Genomic DNA, 14,156 nt, shown 5'->3' on the forward strand with positions numbered 1-14,156 from the left:
CACGTAAATTTAAGTTCCTTTGAATCGCCTGAAATATGCCAGCATTCTAATTTGTAATGGCCTGAAGAAGTATTCCATTCTGATGAAGTTGTTTTAGACAATTTGGCTAAAAAGTAAATGGATGTACTTTCTTTGATGAAGTTTACTTTGTTGACAATTGTATTATCTGGATCTATCAAAATAATACTTGCCTGAAATTCAGATTCATCAATTGTTTCATCTTCCATAATTGCATTGACTATATTTCGTTTAATAGTTCGCCAAATTGTTTTAAAAAACTTAATGATGGGGCAATTATCCATAATTCGAGAACGAGCGTTTTTCATGTAAGTTGTGTTTGGGTATTTTGTTAATCTGAGTTATCCGCGAATATTCGGGTATTGCAAAACGGCAATGTTTTTGAAATGAGAAGTACTAGCAGGTATCTGCATAATTGGGATAATCAGAGTATAGGAACTCTTGAGATGGCAAACAGAAATTAAAACACTAAGCAGAGAAAAAAAAATGATAATTATTGTCATGGAGTATGCACTTGAATAGAGGACACTCCTGCAAGCAAAAAGCGCAGGGTCAATTTCCGGATATATCTGAGGCCCTTGGATGCCAGACATAACAGACGACCCCACGCAATAAGCTGTGGGCATCGTCACTTGGTTACAATGGGGCAAGCTGATGAAAAACATCAGTCTTGCCCTTGCCATAATCCGGCTTTCCAAGGGCCTCGGATAAAAGCAATAACAGTGACAATGCCGATCAATATTTTGATCCGCAAAGCTAATATTATTTTAACTAGTATTCATATATTGTATATTTGAAATGGAGTAATTCTGTTACATCAATTTTTCTATTTATTCATTTTATGTAATAATTATTACATAAAATGTAATTGAAAGTAATAAAAGTGAATAATTATTACAAATTTTATAATTATTAATATATTATATGGAATTAGGACATACATTTCTAACTTAAACTTGCATTTGATGAATAGAAATGATACCAGTCCGCAATTTGAGTTAATAAGAGTAGGAATTAAGGAGGGGGCAATTACCACAATGCAGGAAGTTATCCGTGTGATGGGAATTGTAATAGCTATCGACTTACTCAAAATACATCATAAGACCTTGACAAAGAAAATGTATAACCCAGAGTTATTTACCTTCGCTGATGCCTGGCGGTTAGCGGATATACTAGGTATGGAACCAGAAGATATAATGAAACTAATATCTAGAGAGATGAAGAAAAATAAAGCAGTTAAATAGATACTTTGGGTATTGAATCTATATACATTAATGTAGCATTAATCATTTGCATAGATTTTTGAGTGAAGAATCAAACATCAATATTCTTATTACGTCCATTAGGGATGGTGTTGACCCGATGAGATATGTTTTATTAGATACTCTCCTGAGTAGCCGTGCCCCTGATTTTGAACTGCCTTTGGCAAAGACTACTAGGAAGAATAAATTTGTAGGTGCTTGGAATTGGTATCGAAATGGACTCCAAAATCTTGGAACGCAAATTTTAAGAAATCAGCCTTTTAATTTCATATTAAAAATGTTTTCTAATGAAAATACTGAAGGAGATTCCGTTTGTCAATACCAGGAATCTATGTTCTTGTTATGGATTAACTTAAATTAGTTCGATAGTATAGGTTTGGATTCTTTGCAGAACTTTTCTATTTGTTAAGATAATTATGTAACGCGATACCTTTGCTGTATTTTATAGGAGCCATATAGGTATTGTCATCATTATTATGTTGTGTGCAAATTGGCATAATAAACACTTTATTGCTCCCTTTGGGCATAGCCGAGGCCGTTTTACCAAGAATAACATGGCCACCAACAAGTCCCCCACTACATTTATAACCGTTATAATTTAGAGAGCTACAATCATCTGGTTTACCAAATTGTCCCTCCCAGAGTTTTATCCATGTTTTACTAGCAATTTTCGGATCGTCCGTACTGCCTATAACATTTGAAAAATTGTCGTTCTTTTTCAAATAGATTTCCCCATACCAGGTAGAATCCAAACTTAAAATACTATAAGTATCATCATATTCTTTTTCGGGGTTGAAGAGTTCTTTAAATTCACCATTCTGGTATACAGCAGAGTATTTTTCATATTCTTCTAAAGAAATTTTCGGAGGTGGTGTTCTTAGAATGACAGTATAATCCATACTTTTTGCCTTCTCAATAATGATGTTATTGGCTCTTATTACTGTTTCGTGTATTGCTTCCTTTAAACCAGGTGTTAGAGGGGTACAATAGTTCCAGTTGGGATTCGTTCCACAGGGAGTATTATCACCTGCATAAGTATGTTGATGGCAAAATTGATTGGATCCTCTTGGTACAGTAGAAATAAAAGTGGAATCGGAAGACTGCAAATTATTTGAACACAATGTAATAGTGTTACTTTTTGAGTCAAAGTCATACCAGAAAGTTAACCTTGCTTGTAGTTGTGGGTCTCTGAAAAATGCCAGTGCTCCAACATTTTTCAAATCTGTATGGACTATATGAGACCCATCTATAAGTTGTATCTCAATTTCAGCCTCTGTAGGTATAATATGGACGTACCTATTTTTATAATAGGGTGTCAGCGGAATTGAAACTTTAAATCTTATCGGATTATTCTGTTCTATCATAATGAAAATTATGCATTAAAGTAACTATGAATAAAGGAATTTTTATACGTGAAAAACACCCTTTTTTTGCAAAGTATCCAACTTCTGGATACATAATGTTTTGATTTCAGTTTATCAGTTGTAAAAGATACACTACCTATTAGTCTTGCTGACATCTTTTAGATAATATTCTTAAGCAGCAGCGCAATTTTAGTTTAATCCTAATGCTTTCACAAAGTTCGGGAGGGACTACAAAGTTCCCAATAAACGAAGGCGCTTAAAGCAGTACCTGTGTAATCGACTCCTCACCTGCACTAGCTCCAAATGGATACGGGCGCTATCTTACACGCATTTACCGCCATCGAATTTGGTAACATTTGTAGTTGCCTCCCGGCGGATGTTCCATCATTAATTCTTAAACCAAAAGATCATGGAACAACTTATTTTTTCTCCGGAATTCTCAATTGATGAAGTTCAACTTACTTACACACGAACATTTAAAATAAACGATCGGCGTATTATTAATAGTTCGAAAGCTGTAGCAAAATTATTTAAGGAAATTTGGGATGATAGTAGAATGGATTTAGTAGAACAGTTAAAAGTACTTTATTTGTCAAATATGAACTCTGTTCTTGCCTTAGCAGAGCAATCTTCTGGATCATGTACTCAAACAGTAGTAGATCCCAGAATAATATTCGCAACTGCCTTGAAGCTCAATGCGAAAAGGATTATATTGGTGCACAATCATCCATCAGGTAATACTAAACCAAGTAATGCTGATATTGCAATTACTCAACAACTGATAAAAGCAGGTAAACTTCTTGATATTGAGGTTCTAGATCATATCATAATAACTAGAGAAAGCTATTTTTCTATGGTTGATGAAGGGCTTGTTTAGCCCTTCTTTTTAAAAAGGTAATAGATTTGTCGAATTTTATAAATTATTTATGTGTTTCCGTCCGACTTTTTATTATTTCAATTGTCAACTAATTTGGACTAAGTGAAATTGGGTCGCATGCTGAATGGCAGTATCTAGGTGTAGCAGGCGTATTTTTTTAGATAACTACTCCTGGATATCATTGAAATTCAATCACCTCTTTTGATATTCTTTCTAAGAAGAAAAATTAAGTAATTTATTAATGATTTCTTTATATCTTAGATACAAGCCAAAAAATGTCGATAGTTTGTAAGATTGTACTTAGATATGAGTAACTTTCCCCATTAGCATAATAATCCAGTACCCCAATTTTCCTTAGTGTAAATATTAACGAAGCTTATAGTATTGTTCAATCCCTATAATTCCTAATTTATGCAATACCATTTTGGATAATTAGTAATGAGTAAGTAAGTGTTTTTGTGATATAAAATTCATTCAGACCTTCTATTTATTCTATTTGAAACGGTTACTGGTTTTGTTTGTACTCCTATTGACAGGAATGTTCTGTCCTGGGCAATCCCTTCCTATTTCTAGTTGCCAGATAGTTGATAGTGGATTTTGCTACATTGCCGCAGGTTGCAAAGCAACCGTGCCAGTGAAGCTATACAAGTATGGAAAACTGGACAGTATTGCTATTAAGCCAGTGGTGGACCGAAAATCAAAGTCTCCAACTGTTTTGCCATCCCACATCCCATTATTAACTGTGCATGGTAATGTGATGTACGATTTTTATTATCAATCAAATATTGATACCCCTTACGCAGAGAAAGATATTTATCAACATACTCTTCAAACATCTCTGACTGTAACCATCAGAAATCAATATCCATTTCATATTGGATTTAGTGCACAAGAAGGTAACTCCAGACTGTTTAGAAACATCATAGGTGTAAACCTACAATATTTTAGCAGGGACCTAAAGAGTATGATGTTGGCGCGTGCGCAGCAATGGGATGCAGCAAGGTTGAAACAACTTCAGGAGCTAAGTAGACTGCAAAATAAGCTTTCCGATCTACAATCCAGATTGAGTACACTTAAAGGATGGTTATCTTCTTCGGCACGGGTACAGAGCCTTGTGGAAGAACGTGAAAAAAATGCATATGGCTTGAATGATTCCCTTTCTATACGGATGAACCGGCGTGTATTGGACAAAGGGACAGTTGGTTGGAACGAATCACCTATGAGCTATCAGCAGGGATTTAAGGGACTTGACTCTACGTTCCCTGGAAGTAAACCAAAATCAAAAGTTAGTAGAGTAGATGCCAGTTCTGGATTTGAACAGTATTATTATGCAAAAAGATATGAAGCTGACTCTATAATCAATGAGCTAAATAGAGTAAGGCAGCAATATGAAAAACTAGAACAAAAGATTGGTCAGCGAAAACAAGGCCTGATGGACATACTTACCAAAAGCCGTAACAGCAAAGAGCTTTCTGATGTTCTTGATGGAATGGGACTACCAGATAGCCTTCTACCCAGGGGATACCGAACCTTATTAGCAATTCGCTCCTTAGGCATCGGAAGGACAATGGTTAACTATTCTGAGCTAACAGCCAAGGATATCAGCCTTAATGGCTTGCAGATAGAGTTCAATCCTTCTTATTATGTCGCTATCGCTACTGGAGCCGTGGATTATCGTTTTCGGAATTTCGTAATAAATGAAAACAGAGTTGCGCAGTACCTGAGTATGATTCGATTGGGTACAGGCAGGAAAGAAGGTAATAATATTATTTTTTCCTATTACCAGGGAAAGAAACAGACCTACAATATTGATACCAGTGGTGCAAGCGAGACAATAAACATGCATAGCCGTATTATGGGAATCGCCTTAGAAGGCCGCTGGCAAATCAATCGTACCACAAGCTTCAGTGGGGAAGTAGCCAAGTCCTCCGTACCTTTCAATTCGACTTATGATGAGGGGAAGGGTATCTTGAGCAGTATGATAAATATGGGCGACCGCTCCAATGAGGCCTATGCAGCCAGCTTTAATACGGAAATCTTGCGAACCCATACTTCCATCGGCATGATGTATAAAATGATGGGGAATAATTTTCAATCGTTCAGTTTATATACAACAGGATCCAAACAAACAGCCTGGAATATCAAGATTGGACAAGCATTATTCAAAAGACACTTGATTCTTACTGGTGTTATACGCAAGAATGATTATGTTTCTTACCTGATGCCAGTAACCTATAATAGCAATACAGTTTTTAGAAGTATTCAGGCAACTTTGCGAATACCGCGTTGGCCTTCCGTCACGATTGGCTATCAGCCAACATCACAATTAATGAAACTTACTGACGGGCATTATACTGAGCAGTTGTTTAATACATTTATCGGAACAGCTAGTCACTATTATCAATGGCATGAATTGAAGATGAGTAGTGTTTTGACTTTTTCCCAATTCTATAATAAGAAAACGGATAGCAATTTTGTTTATTTCAATTCTAAAAACTTGGTTGCCAGCCAAACCTTCTTTCTTCACAATCTTACCCTCAATGGTACAATATCGGCTGCTATTAATGAGGAATATGCCTTATACGGCGCCTGTGGAGATGCGTCATGGAGGATCTGGAAGTGGCTTGAAGTAGGAGGTGGGGTGAAATATAACAGGCAAACTGTCTACCGTAGTATTCGATGGGGATATTCTGGTTCAGCCAGGGTTCAGGTGCCTATTGTTGGAGAATTTGCTTTAATGGTCGATAAAGGATTTATACCTGGCATAAATAAGAATCTAGTAAGCAATAATATTGGAAGAATTACCTATACCAAGAATTTTTAAATACTATGAAGACATATTTAGCATTGGTCTGGCTATTGATGATAGTCTTTCTGTCCTACAGTGGCGATACTTTTTCACAGGTGAGCATGGCCGTACAGTTGCCGCCTGTAGGGGTTTTGATGAAATCGCAGTTGTGGAATATCATGTTGATAAATGGAGGAACGAGGCCTGTCAGTATTAGAATAGTTTTTAGGATGCTTGATGCTGGGAATTCGCAACCTATCTTAGCTGCATCCACCCAAAGTATTATCCTTAAACCCGGGGGGCAACAATTGCAAGTAAAAGATTTTGCGCCGCTGCAATATGAGTTCCTTTCTTCATCCATTGACAAACGCGATAACGGGATGCTTTCTCCAGGTAACTATATTGCCTGCTATACAGTGATGCTGGACAATGAAAAAAATTTTCAACCCGCTGTGGAAGATTGTATTCCCTTCGTGGTGGAACCCGTGAGTCCCCCGCTGTTGAATTATCCCGAGGATAGTGCAGTACTGGACTCCAGACTACCGCAGTTTTCCTGGATACCACCAGCGCCGCTTAACCTTTTTACGGACCTGAACTATGAACTTCGGGTAGTAGAAGTATTACCTAACCAATCCTTTGCGGAGTCAGTCCAACAAAACATTCCAGTGTATAGAGCAATTGGCTTACGCAATTCATTTAACAGCTATCCATCAGGAGGTACTGCGTTGGATACAGGTAAGACCTACGTCTGGATGGTGATTGCGAATAATGGAAAACAATTTGCGGCACAAACAGATATCCGGTCCTTTACCTTGAACAAGGGAGATAGCATAAATCATACGAGTCTTGCCTTTGTGCAGTTAAGAAAGAGTTTGGATGGGGCAGTGGTAACTACAATGAACCCTTTGAAATTCATCTATAATAATGAGAGCGCAGATAAACAGGCAAGCTATGAAGTTATCTCACTGGAAGATGATCATCGTGTAATGCATGGTACTATTGACGTTCAACGCGGACAGAATATGCTAACTCTTGCCTTAAAGCATGTACATAAAGATGGCCAGTACCAGTTCAGACTGAAAAACAGCAGGAGAGAAGTCTGGCGGTTAAACTTTATCTATCGACCAGAATAGAAGTTGAATCTTAACCCTAATTATAAATGTTATTTCATGATATTGGCTCTAGCAGCAAAGTATAATAAGACTTTTGCCTATACCTTTCTTGTATTGCTTTATTTCGAAATCCTTCTGCCGAGGTATGCTTACACGGCAACAGGTATTCCCCGTCCTTTTTCATCTAGTGGGGTAGTGGATTCGAGGCCTCCGGAGATGAGTAAATTGACTGTGACCCACTCTGGCAAGGCTTCTGGAGCTTTATCTGGAAAACCATCAGATAAAGTACATATGGAAAAGCTAGAGGGTGGGCCATCGCAGCCGGAAATGGAGTCCTTCCATTCCTCATCTAATGACAATATGGTAGACTTATTCACTGGAAATTTTTCTTACAATATACCTTTGATAGATATTGATGGCTATCCGTTGACCCTTGGCTACAGCAGTGGAGTTGGTATGGATGAGGAAGCCAGTTGGGTCGGCCTGGGCTGGAATCTAAACCCCGGGAATATTTCCAGGAATCTGAGGGGATTACCTGATGATTTTAATGGCGCTGATTCTATTACAAAGGAATTTTCAATAAAGCCAGTTAGGACTGTTGGATTTTCAACTGGCGCCGATCTTGAAATTATCGGTATTCCAAAGTTACCCGCCTTGGGTGCAAATTCAGATAGTACCTCTATTAGGGCGGGTGTCGGCGCCAGCTTTGGGGTTTTCAAGAACAGCCTACGAGGATGGGGGATAGAGAATAGTATTAATACCAGTATTAGTGTTGGGGCAAAAGGTATGGGGACAGGTACAGCAGGATTATCACTTACAAGCAATTCAGCGGCTGGAGTTGCTGTTAATGGTGCTATCAGCTATTCCATGATGGTGCAGGAGCGGGACGCAAAGTATGGTGGTGCTGGTAGCATAGGTTTGAGTGGCGGATATAATTCAAGATTAGGTATGCATGCATTACAACTCACTGGTAGTGCTATGCTTACTAAGCAATCGACTGGACAACCGACTAATTATCCGTTTCATGGCGCCATTATTTCCTTTGCATACCCGACATTTACCCCAGGGATCAACATACCATATACCAGTTCCGCTATTACTGGCAATTTTAAAGTAGGTTTTGAGACAAAGGTAATACACCCCAACTTCTCTATAGGAGGATATGAGACTGTTCAATATGTAGCAGATGAAGATAAGGTCCGAGTGCTACCTGCATATGGATATCTTAGCTTGGAGAAAGGTATTAAGAATGACTACGGGGTATTGGATTTCAACAGAGAGAAGGATATCCCTTATCGGGAGAAGCCAGCTGTTCAGCATATCGCAGTTCCTTCATATACATATGACCTCTTTACCATGTCTGGAGAAGGGATTGGTGGTATGTTCAGAGCTTACAGGAGAGATATAGGATTTGTTTATGATGCCCGAATGACCACGAAAGATAAATCATCCCAGATTGGCGGAGATCTGGGGTTTGGAGATGTTTTTCACTTCGGAGCCGACTTTAACTATACCAGGAATGTCTCTAGTTCAGGCCGATGGTCTGAACAGAACCCATTAGCCAACCTTATCGTGTTCAATTCATCCAATAAGAAATTCGAATCTTCTTATTTCAGGGGACCGGGAGAAAAAAGCATAAATCGGAAAAATGATTATGATGCGATAGGAGGGGAGGATGTAGTAACCGCCAGATTGTTTCAGACTAATTCAAGTGACCCCGTTATTTCTACCACCAATGCTCTCATCAGATATAGGAACAGTACGAAATTGCCAGATGTACAGTTATCTCCCAGAAACTTGAACATCCCTCGAGAAAAACGGGCGCAGGTAATTTCTTATCTGTCAGCAGGAGAAGCAGGGACTGTCGGATTATCCAAATATATTGAAAGCTATAAACCTAATACTATTGACCAGGAATTATGCCTGCCCGAGATATCCAAGGAGCCGGACGGAAGTACCCATGGCTTACTTGGTACTTATTTTAAAGATTCCGAATTGAAAAATTTTTGGTTTACCCGAGTAGATTCTGCGCTGAACTTTTCCAAATCGCATAACAAGAATGAATTTGATTATGACGGTCGATTTAAACTAGCGAACAAATCAACTTATTTCTCCGTGAGATGGACCGGTTTTGTGAAAGCCCCTGTTAATGGTCGTTATATCTTCCGTACGAATCCTGATGATGGTATAAGCGTTAAGATTAATGATACCTTATTTTCACGAAGCTGGGCGCCCCACAATATTTTTTATACTTATGATACGCTATACCTAGAAGCTGGCAAGAATTATTCCGTGACAATTGAATATAACCAGATCAAAGGACCGTGTGCTATGATGTTGACCTGGAAGTATGGGGATCTGACCAACTTTCAGGATATTCCTCCTTCTGCTCTTTCCCCATACCCTCCAAAAGATTTCATAGAAAGCGGTAATGTAAGGAAAGAACTGAGGGTTAACTCCTTTCGTAAATCACATCATATATCAGAGATCACAGTGTTAAATCCCAATGGGCAACGCTACGTATATGGCGTACCCGTATATAACCTTTCTCAAAAGGAAGTTTCTTTCAATGTCGATAAATCCAGGTCTAATCTTGAAGAAGGGCTGGTAGCTTATAATGCGGGTTCTGATGACAGTAAGGAAAATGCTATCAATAACCAGTTTTATACCGGCGAGAGAATGCCGGCATATGCACATAATTTTTTATTGTCAGGGATTCTTTCCCCAGATTATGTGGATGTAACCGGCGATGGTATTACATCTGATGACCCGGGTACCGCCATCAAGTTTAATTACTCGAAGGTTGCAGGAATTGATAATCCATTTAAGTGGAGAGTTCCTTATTCAGATAGTGCCACTTATGATGCAGGATTACGGACCGACTACCGTGATGACAAAGGAAGCTACATTTACGGCGAAAAGGAGCTCTGGTACCTACATTCTATTGAATCAAAGAAAATGGTGGCTATCTTTTACCTGGATTCCGGTTCAAGAAAAGATTTACTGCAAATTGATACACTGGGAAGGAAAACCTATGGCAATGCAAGGAAGCTTGATTCCATACAATTATTCATGAAGGCAGATCTCCGTAAGAATGGTGTGAATGCTATACCAATAAAGACAGTACATTTCGGATATACCTATGAATTATGTAAGGGTATCAATGACAGAAATGCACTGACAAATGATTCTTCCAATGGCAAGCTTACTTTAAAGAAGCTCTGGTTTACCTTTAACGGTAGTAACAAAGGGGCTAAGCATCCTTATAAATTTTCCTATAACAATAACAACCCAACTTATAGCCCTAAGAGCAACGATCGTTGGGGTACATACAAATCACCACTTGATAACCCTAAGAGCTCCGCTGGTCATGTAATTACGAATGCTGAATACCCTTATTCGGTACAGGACAGCGCAAAAGCGGCATTTAATGCTGCTGCCTGGACATTGGATTCTATTGTTACTCCTACTGGTGCTAAGATGAAAATTACCTATGAATCTGATGATTATGCCTATGTGCAGCATAAGCGAACAATGCAAATGTTCACTATAGCTGGATTTGCTTCATCTGTGCCAACCTCCGTAGATAGTCTTTCTCCTAATCTTTACGATAGTGGGAGAGATAACTTTTATGTTGGCATTGAGGTGCCATTTCCGATTAGTACTGTGTCTGATATTACTAATCGGTATTTAGAGGGGATCACTGATATTGGATTTAAAGTGTATGTAATTATGCCATCCGATGCTTTTGGCGCCGGTGGTGAATATGTCCAAGGATATGCGAAGATTGCAGCAGGTCCAGGTAATTGTGGTAGAATTGATGACACACACATTTGGATAAAGCTGACAACTATTGATAAAAACGGTAATGATGGTGGGGTATATAGTCCAATTGCTAAGACTGCACTTCAGTTTCTGAGATTAAACCTTCCTTCAAAGGGATATCCGGGCTCCGACAATAATGATAACCCGAATTTCGGAGAGTTACTTAAAACCCTGGCGGTTACCATTACTAATGTATCAGAGATGTTCACTTCCTTTGATGAAAAGGCCAGGGCAAAAGGCTGGGCACAGCAGGTGGATCCTACAAGATCTTATATCAGACTCAATAATCCAACCTTTAATAAGTATGGTGGCGGTTTAAGAGTAAAACGAATCATGGTGCATGATAACTGGAACGCCATGACACAACAAAAAGAATCAGATTATGGACAAGAATATGAATATAAAACCACCATTCGAATCAACAACAGAGATGTGCAAATAAGTAGTGGGGTAGCTGCTTACGAGCCTATTTTAGGAGGGGAGGAAAATCCTTTTCATCTGCCGATCTACTATAAAGAACAAATTGCGGTGCTTGCACCAGTGACAGCGGGATATACAGAGGAGCCGCTAGGGGAGGCCTTTTTCCCCGCGCCAGTAGTGGGTTATAGCCGTGTAAGGGTAAGAGCGATAAATTCACCCAAAGCCCGTAGCACGAATGGGTTCTCCGAATCCTGTTTTTATACGGCCTTTGATTACCCCACTATCACAGACAGAAGTAATATTGATAATGATACTAAAAAACGCTTCAAACCCGGACTGGGAAATTTTCTTAGAATCAATGCCAGGCACTATCTAGCTGTTTCACAGGGTTTCAAAGTAGAGATTAATGATATGCATGGCAAGTTAAAGTCTACATCCACCTATAAGAATGGAAGTGATGCCCCTGGAGACTGGGTAACGAATACGACATATTATTATAAAGTAGATGATGAAAACGCAAGCCAACAACACCTTTCCAATGTAGTAAGTACAGTTGATAATCAAGGCAATATTGATACTCAATCTATTGTAGGTGAAGACATAGAGTTGATGTGCGATATGCGGGAGGAGCGATCTGTTACAAATTCTACGAATATTCCTTTCAACTCAGAATTCTTCTCTTTTGGCTTTCCACCTTTCTTTCTGTTGCCTACACTTTTTAAAATGTCGCAGCATGAAGAGACGATGTTTCGGACGGTTGCGCTAACCAAAGTTATCAGCAGACATGGCATTCTAGACCGAATTGAGGCATTTGATAAAGGTAGTAAGGTAACTACTCGGAATATGTTGTTCGATGCTGAGACTGGTGAGGCTTGTCTTACGAGTACGCAGAATGAGTTCGATGATCCAGTTTATAATTTTGGATATCCAGCGGGTTGGGTTTATGATGGCATGAGTGGCGCCTATAAGAATATAAATGCTGTATTGAGTCATCTTACCTTGCAAAATGGACATATTACAGGTGGCTTTCCTGAAGGAGAAAGTATTGGGGATTATTTTGTTGGTGGGGATGAGTTGCTGGTATATGCATATAGTGCTGTGGGAAACCTTCAGGGATGTACACCGGATGTGGCCACATTCCCTGGTTCTACAAAAATATATGCGGTTGATGTGGCACAATTACGTGGTACAGGTAACGGTGATATTTATTTCCTGGATGCTAATGGCCAACCATATAGTGGAAATAATGTTACCCTCAAAGTAATTAGGTCCGGACGAAGAAACCTCGCCACCATAGCTGGCGAAGTTACAATGCTGAGTAGCCCGATCAAAGCGGATACTAACCGTAGTCTGCATATAGTCATTGATAGCTCTAGTAAGGTTATCACTGCCAATGCCAGTGAATTTAGGCAAAATTGGAAGGTGGTGGACAGAAACCGACCGATAGCTGTCGTACCAATATTTGGTAATGACTCTTTAACAAGGTCTTACTCTGCCAATTGTCCAGGCGGCCGCGCAGTGCCGGTACATGTAAGTCTCAAACCAGATCTTTTTTTTGCTGGCACAAAAGACTCTGCCAATATGTTGGCATTGCAACAGTTGAATGTAGATGGACCGACATATGCGAATAGCGTTGGAATATGTGAGTATGGAAATGATAGTCAGACTGGAATTTTCCATAAATCTGACTGTCCGGGAGGTAATTCGGGTGTCGACTATCCTTATAGTATTGCTGCCAATACCTATTATGCCCCAACAAAAGATTCGGCCAATATCATTGCCCTACAGCTACTTCAGAGTGAAGGTCAGTATAATGCGAATCTGTATGGAACTTGTCTGGAAACTGTGGGCAATGACAGCATGACCCAGTACTTTACCAGAAATAATTGTGGCCCCAATTATATTGGTTCTTCTGTTCCATACACGGTTAATGCTAATACCTATTTTGCCCCCACCAAAGACTCTGCTAATCGATTGGCATTGAGTGATATCAATGCAAATGGCCTAACCAATGCAAATACCATGGGCTCCTGCGACTATTCCGGAAGTTTGTATGGGAAGCTTAATTATGCGCCACTTAGAGTCGAAAACCTCGGTGGAAATCCTACTATAATTAACAGATATACAGATGTGAGTATTTCATTCTTCAGTGACCAGGCTGGAACTATACCGGTTTCGGTAGTAAATAAGACAGTTAAGATACTTGTTACAAAAACAGTTACTGTAGATGGAAATGAATCAAATCCAACTGTTACAACCAGTACAGAGACATTTGTAGTCACAGGGAGCACTGTTATGATAATGGCCAATAGATTATGGGATAAAACGGTGGCGCCAGCAAGTGGCTCGGGTGTGAATGCAGTCACTACTGCTTATTCATTCTCTATTACAGGGCTATTGCTGCCCGTCACGCGATTGGAAAGGAGAAACAATATTGTTCCCATCCTTTTAGACTCATCAGAAGTTATTCTTGCATCATTCACAAAGTAA

General features: G+C 39.3%; 7 protein-coding genes. 5 read left to right on the plus strand and 2 right to left on the minus strand.

The window, feature by feature from the left end; genetic code table 11:
* A partial coding sequence (locus tag CLV59_RS19935; protein WP_146616252.1) for a hypothetical protein occupies positions 1-326 on the minus strand: 326 nt, incomplete at its 3' end.
* 657 nt (positions 327-983) lie between these two features.
* On the opposite strand from CLV59_RS19935, the gene CLV59_RS19940 reads away from it, so the two are divergent.
* On the plus strand, positions 984-1,262 hold the full coding sequence (locus CLV59_RS19940) for a hypothetical protein (RefSeq protein ID WP_111593847.1): 279 nt from the start codon (positions 984-986) through the stop codon (positions 1,260-1,262).
* A gap of 416 nt (positions 1,263-1,678) precedes the next feature.
* Here CLV59_RS19940 and CLV59_RS19950 read toward each other — a convergent pair whose 3' ends face one another.
* Positions 1,679-2,644 carry a hypothetical protein gene (locus CLV59_RS19950; protein WP_111593849.1) on the minus strand — a complete coding sequence of 322 codons (966 nt, stop codon included), beginning with the start codon at positions 2,642-2,644 and terminating at the stop codon, positions 1,679-1,681.
* Positions 2,645-3,053: 409 nt separating this feature from the next.
* Here CLV59_RS19950 and CLV59_RS19955 point away from each other — a divergent pair, with 409 nt between their 5' ends.
* From CLV59_RS19955 to CLV59_RS19970, 4 genes are all read left to right on the plus strand, one after another.
* Positions 3,054-3,521 (plus strand): JAB domain-containing protein, encoded by a 468-nt coding sequence (locus CLV59_RS19955; protein WP_111593850.1) that lies wholly within the window; start codon positions 3,054-3,056, stop codon positions 3,519-3,521.
* Between the two features lie 496 nt (positions 3,522-4,017).
* Positions 4,018-6,345: a hypothetical protein gene (locus CLV59_RS19960; protein WP_146616253.1), complete on the plus strand. Its 2,328-nt coding sequence runs from the start codon at positions 4,018-4,020 to the stop codon at positions 6,343-6,345.
* Between the two features lie 5 nt (positions 6,346-6,350).
* Positions 6,351-7,442, plus strand: a complete 1,092-nt coding sequence (locus CLV59_RS19965) for a hypothetical protein (RefSeq protein ID WP_146616254.1) — start codon at positions 6,351-6,353, stop codon at positions 7,440-7,442.
* A gap of 3 nt (positions 7,443-7,445) precedes the next feature.
* Complete coding sequence (locus tag CLV59_RS19970; protein WP_211323990.1) at positions 7,446-14,156, plus strand: DUF5977 domain-containing protein; 6,711 nt, start codon at positions 7,446-7,448, stop codon at positions 14,154-14,156.

The sequence above is a fragment of the Chitinophaga dinghuensis genome (assembly GCF_003259435.1).
Taxonomy (GTDB): domain Bacteria; phylum Bacteroidota; class Bacteroidia; order Chitinophagales; family Chitinophagaceae; genus Chitinophaga; species Chitinophaga dinghuensis.